The organism is Flavobacterium phycosphaerae (assembly GCF_010119235.1).
In the GTDB taxonomy this organism is placed as follows: domain Bacteria; phylum Bacteroidota; class Bacteroidia; order Flavobacteriales; family Flavobacteriaceae; genus Flavobacterium; species Flavobacterium phycosphaerae.
This window is the reverse complement of sequence record NZ_JAAATZ010000001.1, coordinates 1,251,674-1,270,387: the sequence shown is the minus strand read 5'-3', so window position 1 is coordinate 1,270,387 and position 18,714 is coordinate 1,251,674. Positions and strand designations below refer to the sequence as shown.

Annotated in this window: 18 protein-coding genes and 1 tRNA gene; 9 read left to right on the top strand and 10 right to left on the bottom strand. The window is 38.2% G+C overall.

Translation table 11 applies throughout. The features are described from left to right. Positions 1 to 193: 193 nt before the first annotated feature. From GUU89_RS05650 to GUU89_RS05630, 5 genes are all read right to left on the bottom strand, one after another. Positions 194 to 754 carry a hypothetical protein gene (locus GUU89_RS05650; protein ID WP_162127014.1) on the bottom strand — a complete coding sequence of 187 codons (561 nt, stop codon included), beginning with the start codon at positions 752 to 754 and terminating at the stop codon, positions 194 to 196. A gap of 68 nt (positions 755 to 822) precedes the next feature. Beyond that, the gene (locus tag GUU89_RS05645) at positions 823 to 4,221 is read right to left on the bottom strand and encodes a hypothetical protein (RefSeq protein ID WP_162127013.1); all 3,399 of its coding nucleotides are present in this window, start codon (positions 4,219 to 4,221) and stop codon (positions 823 to 825) included. A gap of 83 nt (positions 4,222 to 4,304) precedes the next feature. Continuing rightward, a complete protein-coding gene (locus GUU89_RS05640; RefSeq protein WP_162127012.1) occupies positions 4,305 to 5,558 on the bottom strand; it encodes an aspartate kinase in 1,254 nt (417 codons plus the stop codon). A gap of 3 nt (positions 5,559 to 5,561) precedes the next feature. After that, positions 5,562 to 6,005, bottom strand: coding sequence for a GNAT family N-acetyltransferase (locus GUU89_RS05635; RefSeq protein WP_162128626.1), 444 nt, complete (start codon positions 6,003 to 6,005; stop codon positions 5,562 to 5,564). Positions 6,006 to 6,041: 36 nt separating this feature from the next. After that, positions 6,042 to 6,899 carry a M48 family metalloprotease gene (locus GUU89_RS05630; RefSeq protein WP_162127011.1) on the bottom strand — a complete coding sequence of 286 codons (858 nt, stop codon included), beginning with the start codon at positions 6,897 to 6,899 and terminating at the stop codon, positions 6,042 to 6,044. A gap of 136 nt (positions 6,900 to 7,035) precedes the next feature. Between GUU89_RS05630 and fbp the strand changes: the two genes are divergently transcribed. Then, positions 7,036 to 8,043, top strand: coding sequence for a class 1 fructose-bisphosphatase (gene fbp, locus GUU89_RS05625; protein ID WP_162127010.1), 1,008 nt, complete (start codon positions 7,036 to 7,038; stop codon positions 8,041 to 8,043). Positions 8,044 to 8,072: 29 nt separating this feature from the next. On the opposite strand, the gene GUU89_RS05620 is transcribed toward fbp, so the two are convergent. Continuing rightward, positions 8,073 to 8,504, bottom strand: coding sequence for a tellurite resistance TerB family protein (locus tag GUU89_RS05620; protein ID WP_162127009.1), 432 nt, complete (start codon positions 8,502 to 8,504; stop codon positions 8,073 to 8,075). A 150-nt stretch (positions 8,505 to 8,654) separates the two neighbouring features. Here GUU89_RS05620 and GUU89_RS05615 point away from each other — a divergent pair, with 150 nt between their 5' ends. The 3 genes from GUU89_RS05615 (at position 8,655) to GUU89_RS05605 (ending at position 11,414) form a co-directional block, all read left to right on the top strand. After that, positions 8,655 to 9,248 carry a HupE/UreJ family protein gene (locus tag GUU89_RS05615; protein ID WP_162127008.1) on the top strand — a complete coding sequence of 198 codons (594 nt, stop codon included), beginning with the start codon at positions 8,655 to 8,657 and terminating at the stop codon, positions 9,246 to 9,248. Positions 9,249 to 9,390: 142 nt separating this feature from the next. Then, on the top strand, positions 9,391 to 9,819 hold the full coding sequence (locus GUU89_RS05610; protein WP_162127007.1) for a deoxycytidylate deaminase: 429 nt from the start codon (positions 9,391 to 9,393) through the stop codon (positions 9,817 to 9,819). A 26-nt stretch (positions 9,820 to 9,845) separates the two neighbouring features. Beyond that, the gene (locus GUU89_RS05605; protein WP_162127006.1) at positions 9,846 to 11,414 is read left to right on the top strand and encodes a S41 family peptidase; all 1,569 of its coding nucleotides are present in this window, start codon (positions 9,846 to 9,848) and stop codon (positions 11,412 to 11,414) included. Between the two features lies 1 nt (position 11,415). On the opposite strand, the gene GUU89_RS05600 is transcribed toward GUU89_RS05605, so the two are convergent. Genes GUU89_RS05600 through GUU89_RS05590 form a run of 3 tightly spaced genes read right to left on the bottom strand, consistent with a single transcriptional unit; the run spans position 11,416 to position 12,839 of the window. Continuing rightward, complete coding sequence (locus tag GUU89_RS05600; RefSeq protein WP_162127005.1) at positions 11,416 to 12,024, bottom strand: FAD-dependent oxidoreductase; 609 nt, start codon at positions 12,022 to 12,024, stop codon at positions 11,416 to 11,418. 3 nt (positions 12,025 to 12,027) lie between these two features. After that, on the bottom strand, positions 12,028 to 12,225 hold the full coding sequence (locus GUU89_RS05595; RefSeq protein ID WP_162127004.1) for a hypothetical protein: 198 nt from the start codon (positions 12,223 to 12,225) through the stop codon (positions 12,028 to 12,030). A 38-nt stretch (positions 12,226 to 12,263) separates the two neighbouring features. Then, entirely contained in the window at positions 12,264 to 12,839 is a 576-nt protein-coding gene (locus tag GUU89_RS05590) for a MarC family protein (protein WP_162127003.1), read from the bottom strand. Between the two features lie 125 nt (positions 12,840 to 12,964). Between GUU89_RS05590 and GUU89_RS05585 the strand changes: the two genes are divergently transcribed. Further along, the gene (locus tag GUU89_RS05585) at positions 12,965 to 13,537 is read left to right on the top strand and encodes a DUF3109 family protein (RefSeq protein WP_162127002.1); all 573 of its coding nucleotides are present in this window, start codon (positions 12,965 to 12,967) and stop codon (positions 13,535 to 13,537) included. Positions 13,538 to 13,572: 35 nt separating this feature from the next. Here the strand turns inward: GUU89_RS05585 and GUU89_RS05580 are convergent. Further along, positions 13,573 to 13,646 (bottom strand) — tRNA-Ala (locus GUU89_RS05580). A 163-nt stretch (positions 13,647 to 13,809) separates the two neighbouring features. On the opposite strand from GUU89_RS05580, the gene GUU89_RS05575 reads away from it, so the two are divergent. From GUU89_RS05575 to GUU89_RS05560, 4 genes are read left to right on the top strand one after another with little or no spacing between them, the layout of a single operon-like run. Beyond that, complete coding sequence (locus GUU89_RS05575) at positions 13,810 to 15,693, top strand: T9SS type A sorting domain-containing protein (protein WP_162127001.1); 1,884 nt, start codon at positions 13,810 to 13,812, stop codon at positions 15,691 to 15,693. A gap of 22 nt (positions 15,694 to 15,715) precedes the next feature. Further along, positions 15,716 to 16,465 carry a T9SS type A sorting domain-containing protein gene (locus GUU89_RS05570; RefSeq protein WP_162127000.1) on the top strand — a complete coding sequence of 250 codons (750 nt, stop codon included), beginning with the start codon at positions 15,716 to 15,718 and terminating at the stop codon, positions 16,463 to 16,465. A 52-nt stretch (positions 16,466 to 16,517) separates the two neighbouring features. Beyond that, entirely contained in the window at positions 16,518 to 16,997 is a 480-nt protein-coding gene (locus GUU89_RS05565) for a TlpA family protein disulfide reductase (protein WP_162126999.1), read from the top strand. Between the two features lie 3 nt (positions 16,998 to 17,000). Continuing rightward, positions 17,001 to 18,680: a DUF6029 family protein gene (locus GUU89_RS05560; RefSeq protein WP_162126998.1), complete on the top strand. Its 1,680-nt coding sequence runs from the start codon at positions 17,001 to 17,003 to the stop codon at positions 18,678 to 18,680. Positions 18,681 to 18,714 lie beyond the last annotated feature (34 nt).

Genomic DNA, 18,714 nt, shown 5'->3' with positions numbered 1-18,714 from the left:
TTTTATATCAAATTGATTTTCAATTATTTAAAAAAATCAAAAATCAAAAAAAGCCCTAAAACAAAGGAAGTTAGGAATTTACTGATGGTGAAATTTTAACATTTTTCGTCTTCTGAAAACGGACATTTGGGGTATAAAAAAAGAGCGGTTTTCTATTGAAAAAACCGCTCTTTGAAAAGTGTACTATTACTTCTTATTTGTCATCCGAAATATAGGTTTTATTACCATTAGAGTTAATATAATATCTTCCTCCTCTTGGCCCGGTATACACTTTTTTACCTTTATATTCTCCGGTTACTTTGTCCGGCGATCTTGGCGCTTTTTCGCTTGAAGTTCTTTCCTTTATTTCTTTTTTGGCTTTTGCTTCTGTTTTATTGGCGGTTGCTTTAGCTTTACCTTCGGCTGATTTTGCTTCTCCTCTTGCTGAGGCGCTGTTTTCTTTGGCATTTTTATAACGCTTGTCTGGCGTTCCGTCTTTTTTCAATGGCCCTTTAGCATCATCAGCGTCTTTGAAACGTTTGTCCGGTGTTCCGTCTTTTTTAAGCTTGGTAGCTTTTTCTTTGGCGGTTGTCGTTTCCTTCTTCGCTTTCTTTTCTGCTTTTTCTTTGGTTTCCTTGGCTTCTTTGGCAGCATTTGCTTTTTTGGCTTTTGCGGCTTTCTCTGTTTTTGCTTTAGCTTTTTCAGCTTTTGTTTCCTGAGCGTTTGTATTAGCTATAAAAACAAAAAGGAAACACAATAAAAATAGTTTTTTCATGGTTGTTAATTTAATTATTTAGTGGATTAAAAGTAAGAAAAAAATAAATACGCCGTTGTTGAAAATCACTAAAAATATGCTCGCAATTGCACATTTCCGGTATGGATGGTTTGACTGGTTTCGGTCTTTCTGCCTTGGTAATTGATATTGATATCTAAAAATTCCGTCAAGTTCTTTTGCAACAACAAGCGCCAAGTCATATTTTTTCCGGGTTGCAATCCTTCCAACATCTGGAAAGCCACTGGAGATTGGGCATCGCCTGTAAACTTGTTTTGATACAAAGAAAATTCCCCGTTCATCGTCAGCTTCTTTTCGCTGGCATAAGAGAAGGAAGTTCCGAAACGGTTTTGCACTAATGTTTCCGAATCGCCTAATTGATTTTTCTTGTTTTGGTATTCGTAAAAAATGTCCCAACTCGCATTTTTATTGAATAAGTAAGAAATTTTAGGGTTGATTTCATAAGCCTGGACTTCAAAGTTTTTACCCGAATAATTTTCCGAATATAGTGAGGTAAACACCGTTTTTGAGGCCATTGAAAACAACCAAGTCTTCTGAACTAAATGCGCGTACTGCAGTTGATGTGAATTGTTTTTGCTTTCCTGAGAACCTATAGAAAGTAAGCTCTTCACTTTGTTTTGTGTAAAAGTATAGGTGACCGAATGCCTTTGTTTTCCGCGATTATAGAACAAACTATTTCTGAAACTGGTGTTCAATCCTAATAAATCGGCATCAGAAGTGGAGAACGGATTTAAATCAAAGTTATCGCCGTTGCGCTGAATTTTGCGTTCAATTAAATACGATGACTGATTGTAAAAATGCGACAATAATTTTCTGAAACCGGTTTCATTTTGCCACTGTGCCGGATTCAATGTCAGCGCTTGTGAGAATTTATTCTGATGCGTTTTGATAAAAACCTGATTCGGCAAAAACACTCGAACATATTTTGCTTGATCAGGAAACGGTGCAATTTCAAACTCTTGTAATTCCTGAATTCCGTTGGCATTGTAGTCATTCCAAGTGTACACTCCTTGCCCCGGTTGCACTTCGAGATAGGTATATTCCTGTTGGGCAATCCTTCCCGAAGTCGTTTCATAGGCGGTGGTGACTTGCATCAACTGCTTAAAATATTGGTCGTTGTATAACAACCTTGAATTAAGTGAAGGTTCACTTGGCCGGGTGTTGTCAACATATTTTAGGTTTCTGTAATTAACAAACAGAGACAAATCGCTTTTATCGGTTTGAAGTATTTTTGATTTCAAATAATAGGATTGTGACGTATTTACTTTTTTCAACAACCCGTTTTGCAAACTGTCATTCACCCGTTGCAGATAGCCCAATTCTACAAAAACTTTGGTGCTGTCACCCCGACCAACAAAAGCTCCATACTCGGTAAATCGTTGGCTTAGTATTGATAATTGATTGGTGGCAAGCAACTTTTCTTTATTGTTTTCTAATCGCAAACTGCCTCCAACCCAATTCTTTTTGAAATTATAGCGCGCTTGTGATTGGTTTCTGATGAAGGTAGAAGTGGCATAATCCCCGTCACTTTTTAAATAACTGCCGGTTTCCTGAAGGTTCCAATTATTTAGCTTAAACAATCCATTAATGAGATGACGGTTTCCGGAAAAACTTTTGGAGAAATCCAACTTTTCAAACTGATAGGTCAACTTTCCTTTTTCTGGCAAAATGAAATCCAAGCCATTAACCAACAAACTCTGGTTGCCTTCAAACGCAGTTAAATTCCAGTCGCGATTGAACTCAATATTGAATAAACGCTCAATGGTTTTGAAATTTTGCTGCACATATTGGTAGTTTCCGAAGACATCAACTTGCCATTTTTTGGTAAAAAGTCTTTGCTTGAAATTCAGTTTCCCGGCCACGCCTTTGTTGTCGTTGTCATCTATAGCCGAAAACAAATTCAAATCGTTGTTACTCACACCCACTTCAAAGTCAAGAGCCGTTTTTTCACTCGGATTGTATTTTCCTAAAACGGTCGCAATTTGGATTTTGGTTGGTGCTACCAAGCGAGTAATCGGTTCGTAATTTCGGTTTGGTTCAGTGCTGGTCAAACCTACATACTTATAAATTTTACCATTGGCATTGGAGTTGGTCAAAATATAACTCCCTTGGTTTAGGCCAACAAACGTAAATTTCACATTGTACAATTCTTCGTTAGGGTCATTCGAGTTTTCATAGACCTCAACCCCGCTGATGATTGTTTTTCGGTACAAAATTTTATTTTCTGAATAGGTATCCAAATAGGCTGATGGTGCGTTCATCAAGTTAACATTATCTCCGGCATTGGCCAAAATCGACACTTGTTCCGGCGATAAATTTTGTTGTAATGGTTGATTTTTGACATCATTTTCAGAATACAAATACCCTCCTAAACTCCAAGTTTTAGCTTCGTGATTGGCTCCGGCATAAGTCACAAAACGCGTATAACTTCGGTCTGAATATTGGTATTCTACCACGATACGCATTTCGGAAGTGATAGGAAATAATGAAGTAAATGTGATTTCTCCGGCATTATAATCAATTACATAATCATTGTTTTCACCCCGTTTGCGAAGAATACCATTCACATAAACTTTCTCCGAGCCCGAAATCACCAATACATACAACTCGCCATTATTGCCTTTTAACTTATACGGCCCTTGATTGCCTTCCTGACCGGTAAACGGACTTCTGGCATATTGTCCGCGAACCAAAGCACCCGCTGCAAAAATATCCGTTTTGTTTTCTTCGCCGCCAAAGGTGAAATGTGTGGAAAGTCCTTGTACTTTTTTATTGAAATTCAGGAAACGGGATTGCCGATTTTCGAGAAATAAATCTCCGGCGCGAATATTCCATTTATCGGTAAATAATTCGATGAAAATTTGGTCGAATTCATCTAACTTTTGCGAATAACCACCTTCCTGCAGCGGAATATTAGAATCTTGAATCGAAGCACGAAGTGAGACTTTATCGGAAATTTTTCCTGTGATTTGTAAATCTAAATTGGATGTAACCGAAGCATTTTGATTGTTGCCAATCGTAACACCGCGCGTGATGCTTCCTGAAGTATTCAATCCGTCAAACGGAATAAATTTTTTCACAGAACGATTGACTTTATAAAGGTTGCCGGCTTCGTTGGGAACGACTTTATCTTGGTCGTAAATACTGTAGGTTCTCGTTAAATGCTCCGGATAATTGAAATAACGAACTGTAATGCTGTCTTGAGAAGTGAAGCCGTTTTTAAATAAAAGCTTCCCGGTTTTAAAATCGATTTTGTAAAAAGTACTGTCAATGACGGTGCCGTCTTCTTTTTGCAATTTGAAGAAACTGGGGCTGATGCTTACTTTTTCAAGAGAAATGGTATCGGCAGTCACAGCCACTTTTTTTGTTTGGTACAACGATTTGATTTCCTGAGCCGAAAGCCTGGAAAACCCAATGAAGACCAACAATAAAAAAAGTTTTTTCAGCATATTTAGTATAACGTAAAAATATGCTTTTTAATATAAAAAAAGCCGCGAACCCTATCTATTTTTCAGCATTCACGGCGTTATTTTTACTCTTTGGTTACAATCTGCATGGTCTCTCTCGAGATTTGTTTCAATAGTACGGTTTTATCTTTTTCAACCATTTCAGCGGCCTCTTTGGTGAAATGACGAATGGTATACAACGACACATTTTCATTATAAGACACTTTGAATTTTTTAGACAAAATAGCTTTCAGTTCGTTGAAATTCCCAAACTTATCTTCTACACATACTGAAAAACTGATGGCTGAGTTTTGAATTAAACTTACTTTGATTTTGAATTGATGTAACAACGCAAAAATCTCACTGATGTTTTCTTCCATAATGAAAGAGAAATCTATTGATGATAATGAAATCAACAATTGGTCTCTTTTTACAATATAACACGGGGCTTGCGGCTCTAAATCTTTTCCTTTGGAAACACTGGTGCCCGGCAATAGCGGATTGATGAATGATTTTACATGCAACGGGATTTCTTTTTTCTGAAGCGGTTGCAATGTTTTCGGGTGAATGACAGTGGCCCCATAAAACGCTAATTCTATGGCTTCGCGATAGGAAATTTGATTTAACAAAATCGCATTTTCAAAATACCTTGGATCAGCATTCATCACACCGGGTACGTCTTTCCAGATGGTTACACTTTCGGCATTCAGGCAATAAGCAAAAATAGCGGCGGTATAATCAGACCCTTCGCGCCCTAAAGTAGTGGTGAAGTTATTTTCATCGGAACCTAAAAACCCCTGGGTGATGTTGAGTGATTTTTTCTTGATTCCTTTAGAGATGAACTGTTGGGTTTTCTCCCAATCCACATTGGCATCGCGATAAGTATTATCGGTTTTGATGAAACTACGAACGTCAATCCAGTTGTTTTTTAAACCGGCATGATTAAAATAATGGCTGACAATAGTGGTGGAAACAATCTCTCCGTAACTCACAATTTGGTCATAAACAAAGTTATAATTCGGGGATTTATTGCTTCGTAAAAAGTATTCCAAATCAGCAAAATGACTATTCACGGCGTAGAAAACATCATGCTCTTCGTCGTCAAACAAATCTAATAAAATTTGGTTGTGGTATTTCTTGACGTCTTGCAAAGAAGAATGTAATTCATTGGATTTTTCGAAGTAATTCTTAATCACCAATTCCAAAGCATTCGTAGTTTTTCCCATAGCGGAAATGACTAGCAGTGTGTCTTCGTGACCCACTTTTTCCAATACACTGTAGACGTTTTTGATACCGTCGGCGTCTTTCACTGAAGCGCCACCAAATTTGAAAATTCTCATTAGTTATAGTTTACTTAAAAATTCGTTTATTCCTGTTTCATCCATTTGTGCTACCCGCCAATCGTCCAGAATTCGGGCTCCTGATTTGATATAAAAATCGATGGCCGGTGTGTTCCAATCTAAAACATTCCACTCCACTCTTCTGACATTGTCTTTTTTGCCTTGTTTCATAATCTCGGCGTACAATGCAAATCCTAACCCCGAGCCTCTCATTTTTTCTTTGACAATTAAATCTTCGAGGTGAATGGTTTTGCCTTTCCAAGTCGAATAGCGGTAATAATATAACGCCATGCCTACAATTTCGCTATCAACTTCAGCGATAAATGTATGAAACAAAGGGGTTTCTCCAAAACCATCTCGCTCCAAATCGGCAACATTGACCACTACCGCATCAGGTTCTTTTTCAAAAGTGGCCAGCTCCTGAATCAAGTCAAGAACGGCTTTCATATCTTTCTTTTCGCCTTTTCGGATTAACGTTGCCACTTATTTTTTCTTCTTTTTGGTGGTTGTTTTTTTCGTAGTCGTGGTGGTGGCTTTGTTCGAAAATTTCATTTGAACATAGGATTTGTATAAACCATCCGCTGTAGCTCTGGCTCTGGCTTTGTCAGCTCTGTCTTGGGGGTCCGGGTGCGAACTCATCATTTTACTTAAAAAATCAGCACTAGTCCCTCCACTCATATTGGCTAAAATAGCAAAAGCCGATTCCTCTGCATTGACATTGTATTTATTGCGTTTCAAAAATTCATAGGAGAAATCATCTGCTTCAGATTCTTGTTTGCGGCTGTATTTACTGTCAACAATAGCACTGGCTAATTGGCCATATTGACTATCCGTCAATTTCGCCACTTTATCCGATTGAGAAGAAATCGCACCAACTAGTGCTGCTTTACGCAAAGCTACTTTCATGGCATCACGGGAATCATGATTGGCAACATGCCCAATTTCGTGACCAATAACCGCCAACAATTGATTATCATCCATAATATCCATTAAACCTGAGAAAACTCTAACACTTCCGTCTGCCGTAGCAAAGGCATTCACGTCTTTGGTTAAGTACACTTTATAATTCAATTTTAGTCCGTTTTCATTCGCGTGTTTCCCAAAAATTCGATTTAAACGCAAAGTATACCCATCTTTGGGACCGGCAACCGTATTGGTCGAATCCATTTTTCGAACCGCTTCTTTTGAAATAGCAGCAGCATCTTCATCACTAAACGTGAAACTGGCTACTCCCGATTGTAGCGCGCCCATAGCTTTTTCGCCCAAATTAATTTGTGCATTTATTTTAGTAAAACTGAATGTTGTAACTACAAGGGCGACAACTAGTACTTTCGCTTTCATGGTTTTTAATTTTAAGAATTATAAGCAACAAATATAAAACAAGTTTTGCTGAGATTTGGCCAGACATTTTTTAAAATTTCGGTAATTTTTTAATAAAAAAAACGATATTTGCACCCACAACTACAACGATTTCGCAATGGAAGAACGCAATAAAACGCTCGGTGAATTTATCATCGAAAAGCAATCCGAATTTCAATACTCTTCAGGAGAATTATCAAGAATCATCAACTCCATCCGATTAGCCGCTAAAGTGGTCAACTACAAGGTAAACAAAGCCGGACTAGTGGACATCGTAGGTGCTGCGGGCGACCAAAATATTCAAGGCGAAGACCAACAAAAACTGGATGTTTACGCCAATGATATTTTTATTCAAACGCTTATCAATCGGGAAATTGTTTGTGGTATTGCCTCGGAAGAAAATGATGATTTCATTACCGTAGCCGGTTCTGATAATAGTCACAACAACAAATATGTAGTTTTGATGGATCCTTTGGATGGTTCTTCTAACATTGATGTAAATGTTTCGGTGGGTACTATTTTTTCGGTTTACCGAAGAGTAACTCCCGTTGGAACACCGGTTACCCTTGAAGATTTTCTGCAACCGGGAACGAGTCAAGTGGCTGCCGGTTATGTGATTTATGGAACGTCAACTATGTTAGTTTATACAACAGGGCACGGCGTAAACGGATTTACGTTGAACCCGGCTATCGGAACGTTTTATTTGTCGCATCCGAACATGCAGTTTTCTAAAGACGGAAACATCTATTCGATTAACGAAGGTAACTATGTTCACTTTCCTCAAGGCGTAAAAGATTATTTGAAATATTGCCAATTAGAAGAAGGAGACAGACCCTACACCTCAAGATACATCGGAAGTTTAGTGTCCGACATCCACAGAAATATGATTAAAGGCGGAATTTATATTTATCCGACCAGCTCCAAATCACCAAAAGGAAAGTTGCGTTTACTTTATGAATGCAATCCAATGGCTTTCATCGCGGAACAAGCTGGTGGTAAAGCTTCGGACGGTTTTGGCAGAATTATGGAAATCCAACCCACCGAATTACACCAACGCGTTCCGTTTTTCTGCGGAAGCTACAATATGGTTGAAAAGGCAGAAGCCTTTATGGCAAAATACAGTTAACAAAAAAGCCCCGAGGAATCGGGGCTTTTTTATTTATTCATGTGAGTCATTTCGTAAACGAATGTATCTAAATCTACATTCAATACTAATAACGATAAAGCTTTATCAATGATGAAAGGTACATTGCCCGGAGTAAATCCTAAGGCCAAAGCAAACTTGGTCAGAATTTCTTTTTGTCTTGGTCCTAATACGTGATCGGCATAAACCATTCTCGATAAATCATACAAACGCTCTATACGTTGGGTATGCAAATACGGAGGGTTGATTGGGTATTTTAATGGATTTTCCAAAATCTCTTCATATTCTTCTTTAGAAATCTCCAAACGAACCGCCAGTTTGTCTAAGAATTCTTTTTCTTCTGAACTCATATCACCATCAGCTGTGGCAACACGCACTATAGCTGAAAAATGACCTTTATTTCTACTTTTAAATTCGCTATCAAATAAATCTGAAAATGACATAATTATACGGGTTTTAATGCTGCAAATATAAGGCAATTTCCCGTTTTCAAGAAACCTATTTGAAAAATGTTTTTCATCGATTTTAGCACTAATTTTAAAAGCCCGATAAAAATAAATTGTAAGTTTACGTTCCAAAACCACCAAATTACCATGTCAGATTTCTGGATTTACTTCTCTATCGGGCTAAAACACGTGCTCAACATTTTTGCCTACGACCATGTTTTATTTTTGCTGGCCTTAACGGTTCCCTATGAATTCAAATCCTGGAAACGCATCCTGATTCTGGTATCGCTGTTCACTTTAGGTCATACCTTGGCACTGATGCTTTCTGTTTTTAATATAGTCACTATTAAAGCCCATATTGTCGAATTTTTAATCCCGATTACCATCCTCATTGCAGCAATGTATAACATTATTGTCTCAGGTAAATCAAGCAAAAAAGACGGCATTACGTTTGTGGGCATCGTAACCGTATTCTTCGGAATCATTCACGGATTGGGCTTTTCCAATTACTTCAACAGCATTCTCACCGGAAAACCAACCGACAAACTCTTACCGCTTTTTGAATTTGCCGTCGGAATTGAAGCGGCGCAAATCATAGTCGTACTTGCTGCTCTACTCTTAGGGTACATGGCTCAAACGCTATTCAAATTCTCCAAACGCGACTGGACACTAACCATTTCGGCCTTTATTGTAGGAGTAGTCATTCCTATGATTTTACAAAGTGAAATTTGGCCTAAATAATTGTTCAGAAGCGAAAGGTTTCGATATATTTGCTATCCATGTTCCTGCTGTCCGCTCTACTTCGGTGCCGCTCCCATCAGGGCTAGATGAAAAACCATTTGATTATCAGTTATCTTTGAGAGACTGAAAAGTTCAGTACAAAATGAAAGAAGGAAAACAAAAAAAATACGACGTAGCCTATTTGAGGATTGCCGCCGAGTGGAGTAAATTGTCTTATTGCAAACGCAAACAAGTAGGTGCCATCATCGTTCGCGACCGTATGATTATCTCCGATGGATATAACGGAACCCCATCCGGTTTTGAAAACTGCTGCGAAGATGACGAAGGCTTAACCAAATGGTATGTTCTTCATGCCGAAGCCAATGCCATTTCAAAAGTGGCCCGTTCCACACAAACCTGTGAACATGCTACCTTGTATATTACTCTTTCTCCTTGTAAAGAATGCAGCAAACTCATTCACCAATCGGGAATCAAACGCGTAGTGTATCAGCATGGCTACCGCGACACTTCGGGCGTTGACTTTTTAGAAAAAGCCGGCGTTGAAGTGCGTCAAATTGAAAATTTAGAATAACTTTATACCGAGTCTCTCTCCCCTTAATGAAATCGAAGGAAAAATACTTGCCCCTTTTACTATTCTCATGCGTTGCGCTGGGGATTGTCATTGGCGGCATGCTTAATTTTCCGACCCGTACGTTGTCCAAAAAAAGTGCCAGCAAGGCTAAAATAGAACGATTAATAGATTTCATAAACGATGAATATGTTGACGATATCAATTCAGACTCCATAGTCGAATTGACCGTAAACAGCATTTTAGCCAATCTTGACCCGCATTCGGTTTATATTCCGCCCAGCGAGCAATCATCGGAAGCCGAAATCATGAAAGGTGATTTTGTAGGCATTGGCGTGAATTTTTATATGTATAATGATACCGTTACCGTAGTCAATCCGCTAAAAGACGGACCGGCTGCCAAAGCGGGAATCTTAGCCGGTGACCGAATTTTATACGCCGATAAATCCAAACTTTTTGGCCGAAAATTACCTTCCGACAGTTTATACAACAAACTAAAAGGCGAAGAAGGTTCAACTGTAACGTTGACCATTTTCCGAAAAAGCACTAATAAAAAACTAACCATTAAGGTAGAACGTGAAGTTGTACCTATCAAAAGTGTCGATACTTATCTGATGCTGAATAAAACTACCGGATACATCCGAATTAATCGCTTTGCCGAGAACACCTATGACGAGTTCTACACCGGATTGGAGGCACTGAAAGAAAAGGGCATGAACACCTTAGTCATTGATTTGCGTGACAATGGTGGCGGTTATTTGGAAAGAGCAGTAGAGATTGCCGATGAACTTTTGAAAGACAAAGAGCTAATCGTATTCACTAAAAACCGAAAAGGCAAAATCGATAAAACCTATGCAACCAAAGAAGGGATTTTTGAAACCGGAAGAGTCTTTGTTTTGATCGATGAAAACTCGGCATCTGCCAGTGAAATTTTGGCCGGAGCAATTCAGGATAATGACCGTGGGACGATTGTAGGCAGACGTTCTTTTGGCAAAGGACTGGTACAGCGTGAAATGGATTTTGAAGATGGTTCTGCCGTTCGATTAACCACTTCTCGCTATTATACCCCTAGTGGCCGTTCTATTCAAAAACCTTATACCAAAGGCGAAAGCGAAGAGTACAGTCAGGATTTTGAGAAACGTTTTGAAAGCGGTGAATTGTATGCCAAAGACAAAATAAAAGTAGCCGATTCGCTAAAATTTAAAACTAAAAAAGGGCGATTGGTTTATGGCGGCGGCGGTATTGTTCCGGATATTTTTGTACCGCTTGAAGTTAAAAAAGGCGAAGAAGGATTGGCTTACATTTTAAACTCGGGTGTGGTTGGTCACTTTGTTTTTGAACAATTAGATAAAAACAGAAATACGTTCAAGGGAATGGAATTTGGTGCGTTTTTAACCAAAATGCAAAATGACGAGAGCTATATTCCCAAATTTGAAAACTACCTCAAAGAAGCCGGTTTGGAAATGAAATTAGAAAGCAATAAGGTCTTGGTTAAAAAATACATCACAGCTGAATTGGCCCGACAATTGTTTGGTGAAAACTACTACTACCAAATTATTTTGAAAGACGACACGATGCTGAAGGCCGTGTTGAAGTAATTTATTTTCGGATGCTGTCATGTACTTGCACATGAACACCATCATTCCAAAGTGTTAGGATATCTGTTGCCACTGCGGCGCCACTTCCGGCAGCTATAGCCAGTTGACTTCTCCAGCCTGCCAAGGTTCCGGTTACATAAATTCCTTCCGCTACTTTGTGGTCAACGTTTCTTAATTGAATTCGGTTTTTCTCGGCTATCACTTTTTGATGAGGCATTACAAACGCCTCTAATCCTTCAATGGTGAAAGGATTTCCGGCACCGATACCAATGACTACTATTTTGGTTTGATAAGAATCTTTATTGGTCATTACAGTAAAATTTCCGGCTTCTCCTTCTATTTTCATTACTTTTTCATCAGCAATCTGAATGATATGCGGATAGAGTTGCTGCAACTGGTCAACACTTTCTGTCAGTAACTCGGAGCCTAATTTACCCGAAGGAACGCCATAAGCATTATAAAATAAAGCATCTTGCAAGGAAGATCCTTTTTGGTGTGTGATGATTCCAATTTTTTTATCGGCAGCAAAAGGTTTGTTTTGGGCAGAACCTAAAATCAAAGCACAAGACATGCCCGAAACGCCACCGCCAATTACAAGAACATCAAACATGATTTAGTGTTTTAATTGGTCTTCGATTTTTTTTGACATTCTGAAAATCATCAGAATCAAAACAGCACAAAAAGACGCTGCTATACCAATCAGAGCAATCATACTGTTGCCTTCGAAAGGTTTGTTGAAATCAAGGAGGAAAATGTTTACTACTATTAAAGCAATAGCAATAAAGAGAAGAATATTGGTGAAAATTTTCATGTACTACATTTAGACGACAAAAATACTAAAATATGCTGTTATGCAAAGAGTCCTTTAACATTAGCAGCAAATAATTTAACAGCAATGGCCAAAAGCACAATGCCAAATACTTTTCGGATGATGCTCAGCCCGTTTTCCCCTAGCATTTTTTCGATTTTGGAAGATGATTTCAGTACCAAATACACCAAAACAATATTTAAAAATATAGCCACAATAATATTGGCCGTTTGAAATTGGGAGCGCAACGAAAGTAAGGTAGTCATAGTTCCGGCACCGGCCACTAAGGGGAAAGCTATTGGCACAATAGAAGCCGAACTCGCTTTATCTTCTTTATACAACCGAATGCCGAGTATCATTTCTAAGGCCAAAAAGAACAACACAAACGAACCGGCCACGGCAAACGAATTGGCATCTATCCCAATTAATTTCAGGATTTCTTCTCCGACAAAAAGAAAAGCAATCATGATTCCGGCCGAAACCAGCGACGCTTTTTCCGATTGGATGTGACCAAACTTAGCTCTCAAATCAATAATTACCGGAATACTTCCAACTATATCGATAACGGCAAAAAGCACCATGGTGGCGGTGGCAATTTCTCTAAAATCTAAATTCATCTCCTTACATTTTTTGACAAAATTAGGTTTTTAAACTTTTATAATTCATTTAACCCAAATTGATTTTTACCTTTGCATCGGAATTTAAAATCCTAAATCGCAAATCCTAAACCCTAAATTCATCCATGTTTCAATTAGGCAAAACCATAGTATCTGAAGATATCCTCGAAAAAGATTTTGTATGCAACCTTTCGGCTTGCCGCGGTGCCTGTTGTGTTGACGGCGATGCCGGTGCTCCTTTGAGTTTGGAAGAAACCAAAATCTTGGAAGAAATCTATCCGAAAGTAAAACCCTTTTTGCGCAAAGAAGGTATCGAAGCTATCGAGAGATTGGGCACATGGGTAGTAGGAACCGATCAAGATTTGGAAACCCCTTTGATTGACAATAAAGATTGTGCTTACGTTATCTTTGACGGAAAGACAGCGCTTTGCGGGATTGAACAAGCTTATAATCAAGGCATCATCAACTGGAAAAAACCGGTTTCCTGTCATTTGTATCCCATTCGGGTGAAAGATTTCAGCGAGTTTGCCGCCGTAAATTATGACCGTTGGGACATTTGCAGCGATGCTTGTACATTAGGGAAAGAACTTCAAGTGCCGGTTTACAAATTTGTCAAGGAAGCTTTAATTCGAAAGTTTGGAGCTGACTGGTATGCTGAATTGGAAAAAGTAGCCGAAGATTTAAAAAACGGAAAATAAAAAAAGCCGAAATCTAAACGATTTCGGCTTTTTTGTGGAGAAGATGGGACTCGAACCCACGACTTCTTGCCTGCCAGGCAAGCACTCTAACCAGCTGAGCTACATCCCCTGAATTGACATTGCAAATATATACTTTTTGTCAATATGTTTCAAAATTCACGAAAAAAGAAATAGTCACTTAAAATACAATTAATTAGACGTGATTATTTTCACTATACTTGCATTAAATTTTTTAAAACAAACTATTCAACAACTACAAATTAACTTTATTTATGAGAAAAACTACTTTACTACTAATGCTTTTATTTATTTCATCGCTCAGTTTTGCCCAAAACACTTATTACTCTGAAGATTTTGAGTCAGGTGATTTAAATGGTTGGACAAGTACTGACTTAGATGCTGACGGATTAGAATGGTCAGTGTTGAATGCCTCAGGCATCAGCAGTGCATTCGGCACCGGTTCACTACTTTCTTTTTCTTACGATGACGCAACCACATCTCCTTTAACTCCTGACAATTTGGTTACTTCTCCTGCAATCGATTTGAGCGTTGTAACCGACCCTAATGTTTATTTATTTTACGACTATCAAACCAGTTCAAGCTGGCCAAACGAGCATTATGCTGTATATGTAACAACATCGGCCGACCCTGCGGTAATTAGTGCGGCAACACCTATTTTCCAGAGCACTATAGCCAATGGCACTTTAGCCACGAAATTCATCAATTTGACCAGTTATATTGGACAAACTGTTTATATAAGTTTTAGACATTATGATTGTACGGATAATTATTTTCTAGTTGTTGACAATGTTAAACTAAAAAGTTTAGCAGCAAATGATGTTCAGTTAGTTTCTGCAAAATTAAATCGTTATGGTTTATTAAACTCGACCAACGCCTTGACTTTTACAGTTAAAAATGCCGGAAGTAATCCAATAACCAATTTAACCATCAATTGGAATGACGGAACAGATCACAGCATTACAGTAAACAAATCATTAGCGGTAGGAGCTACCAGTACCGTAATTCACCCTACCACTGTTCAATACGGAACTATCGTAGAGAAAAATTTAGCCTTAAGTATTACGGCTGTGAATGGTAACCCTGATCCTGTAATGACTAATAATACCGGCTCAATCAAGTTTAACACTGTGAGTCAGGCCTCTCCCAAAAAAGTTTTATTTGAAGAAGGTACGGGAACATGGTGTGGTTGGTGCCCAAGAGGTGCTGTTGCTATGGCCTACATGGACACTACCTATCCAAACGAATTCATCGGAGTAGCTGTTCACAACGAAGACCCAATGATGATAGACGATTATGATGGCGGAGCAGATTTTTCAGGTTTTCCTGGAATGAATGTAGATCGTGTTGTAAAAGGAGCTGATGTAAGTCAAACTACTATGGTAAACAACCTGAATACTAGAAAACTATTGACAACTCCTGTGAGTTTAGAAGCTACAGGTGACGTGAATGGTTCTGATGTTACTATTACTGCTAATGCTACTTTCAGAACCAATTTTGCTAATGCTAATTACCGTTTAGGGGTTATTATTTCAGAAGACAATGTAACCGGAACTATAGCGGGATACAAACAAACCAATTATTATTCTGGTGGCGCCAACGGTGCTATGGGAGGATATGAGTCATTAGCCAATCCGGTACCGGCTGCTTCAATGGTATACAACCACGTAGGAAGACAATTATTAGGAGGTTATGACGGTCAGGATGGTTCAGTACCTACAACTATTACTGATGGCCAAACTATAAGCTATACGTTTAATTATACCGTACCGGCTACTAGTGCTCTTGACAATATGCATGCTGTTTTGGTTTTGATTGATCAGGACAATGGCGAAATTGTTAATTCAAAATCAGTTGAAATGAATACACTTGCTGTAAGTCACAACCAAATGGCTACCAATATTCAGGTATATCCTAACCCGGCCAGTGATTTTATCAATATCAGCAATTTAAAAAGTGGTGATTATAAAATCACTATTTATGACATGTTAGGCAGAGTAGTTCAATCCAATGAGAGCAAAAACGTTACTGAAAATCAACTTTTGACTGTTCCGGTAAAAGGGATTGCCAAAGGAGAATATGTGGTTACCATTGCTACCGGAAATACTTCTTACAGCAAACAATTATTGGTAAAATAAATCTTTATTAAAAATATATAATATGAAAAAAGTAATTATTGCAATCGTTTGTCTTTGTTCAGCCTTGTCGTTTTCACAAATGACAATGAAGAAATTAGACGGTACCGCTATTAATAACGGCGATGTATTCACTTATACCTCATTGGCAGACCCGGATAATCCTTCGTCTTCAGACCCTGCTTATTTGGGCTTAAAAATTTACAACAGCTCAGCGAGTAATATCAATGTAAAAATGAAACTAATCAGTATGACTAATGCTACCGGCAGTAGTCTTCAGTTCTGTATCGATCCTATTTGTGTAGGAACACTTACAGTAGGTAACTCTTACCCATCCAGCAGTTCTTCCATAATCCCGGCAAATGGTCAAAACGGAAACTTTGATCACTTTGTTAATGGTTATGCCGGTAACGGAATAGACAATGTAGAGTATGTTTTGAAGTTTTATATGGTAAATTCATTTGGTGCCGAAATAGGAAACTCAATCACAATTACTTACCGTTACAGTCCAAACCTAAGCACTCCGGGCTTTACTAGTGTGAAAGATGCCGGAATTAACATCAAATCAACATTAGTTACTTCTCAAATTGAATTTGATGCCACCACAGGAGGAAGAACCGAATTATTTGATTTAACCGGTAGATTAGTTAATCAGACTAGTTACATTTCAGGATACAACACTATTGATGTATCTAATTTGAATGCAGCGGTTTATATTCTTAATTTCACTACTGAAGAAGGGAAAAGAGCAACTTTAAAAGTGATTAAAAAATAAATAGATGATCTTTTATAAAGTTCATCAACTGATGCAAACAATTTAAACTAGAATGAAAAAACTACTAAACCTACTACTGCTTTTTGTCGGATTCGCTTCATTTTCACAAAAACAATTGCCCAATATTTCATTGTCAGATATTGACGGTAAAAAAATGTCCGTCACTACTGATTTCATGGAAAAGGACAAAATTTACATCTTTTCTTTTTGGGCAACATGGTGTACCCCTTGCATTAGCGAATTAGACGAAATGAATGACGTGCAGGAAGAATGGAAGAAGACACTACCTATCGAAATTGTAGCCGTGGCCACCGATGACTCCAGAACACAAAAAAGAATAAAGCCTTTGGTTAACGGAAAAGGGTGGGATTATAAAGTCCTTTTGGATAGCAACCAAGAGTTGAAAAGAGCACTGGGAATTGTAAATATTCCCTATACCGTGGTTGTGAAAAACGGCGCAATTGTTCATATTCAAAATGGGTATGTTCCCGGAAATGAGAACGATTTGTTGGCTAAATTAAAGACCTTATAATCCATGAAGAAAATTGTTTTTATGGGTTTGTTGGCCTTTTCGTCAACCGTTTTTGCTCAAGAAAAAGAAAAAGGAACTGTTTCGGGAGGTTTTGAAACCAATGCCCAATGGTACCTGAATGATAAATGCTTATTTGACGAATTTCATAATCCGGTAGTACATCCCGAAGATCCTTTACGTTCCAACAGTTATTTATTTGTAAACTATAAAATAAAAAACTGGACATTCGGAATTCAGGGAGAAGCCTATGAGCAACAAGCGTTATTGAATTACAATCCTAAATATGAGCATGCCAACGTGGCGACTTATTTTGCCCAATTCAAAAATGAACAAGTTGATATCACAGCTGGGTATTACTATGAACAATTTGGAAGCGGGTTATTGCTGAGAAGTTGGGAAGACCGCGCTTTAGGAATTAACAATGCTTTGCGTGGTTTGCGTTTTATTTACAAACCTACCAAATACTTTACGTTAAAAACTCTTTACGGGCAGCAACGAACCGGTTTTGATGTGTCAGAAGGAAAAATTTATGGTGCTGATGCCGAGTTAGCCCTTTCGGATATTTTCAAATTTGAAAAAGACGAATTGACAATTGGCTTTACCTATGTGGGTCGTGACGAAAAAACGGATATAGTTAATCCTAAATTTAATAATTGGACCAATGCTTTTGCCGGAAGAATTAATTACAGCCATAACGGGTATTATGTTTCCTCAGAGTACGATTATAAATCGAAAGATGCCGTAGTACAAGTTAAAAACCAAATTGACAACAACCTTATCAAACCGGGAAGCGCCTTTTTGCTGAACATGGGGTATTCTGAAAAAGGATTTGGTGTTGATGCTACCTTCCGTCGATTGGAAAACATGAGTTTTTATTCAGAACGATTAGCTAAAGGAAACCAGTACAATGATTTAATTATGAATTACGTACCCAGTTTAACCAAACAGCATCATTACAATTTGGCCAATATATATGTCTATCAGGCACAGCCAAATGTGATTCTTAATGATGTTAATATGGTGAAAGCGGGCGAAATTGGCGGACAAATCGATTTGTTTTATAATTTTAAAAAAGGAACTGCTTTGGGCGGTAAATATGGTACCAAAGTGGCATTGAATTATTCGCAGTATCATGGTTTAGGCGGAGAGTTTTATATTTTCGCTCCACAGGATTATCATACTGATTTCCTTGGTTTCGGTAAAAAATATTTCACAGATGCCAATATTGAAATTACCAAAAAATGGAATGACAAATGGCAATCCGGATTTACCTACATCAACCAATATTATAACAAAAAGTACATTCAGGAAACCTATGGCGAAGTAAAATCCAATATTATCGGAGCTGAATCTACCTATAAATTCAGCACCAATAAATCCATACGGGTACAGGCTGAACATCTTTGGGCGAACAGTGATAAAAAGAATTGGGCCAGTTTGTTAACCGAATTTAATCTGGGATCTAAATATGCGTTATACGTTTCGGATATGTACAATTATGGCAATGATGATGCTAAACTGCAACACCATTATTATTCCATCGGAAATTCATATCGCGTTAAATCTACCCGAATTGCTTTGGCTTACGGAAGACAAAGAGGCGGTTTGGTTTGCGTAGGAGGTGTATGTCGATATGTTCCGGAAAGCACCGGCGTTTCATTGTCATTGAACACTAGTTTTTAATCCCATTTCACCAAAAGTCTTACCTTAAAATAAC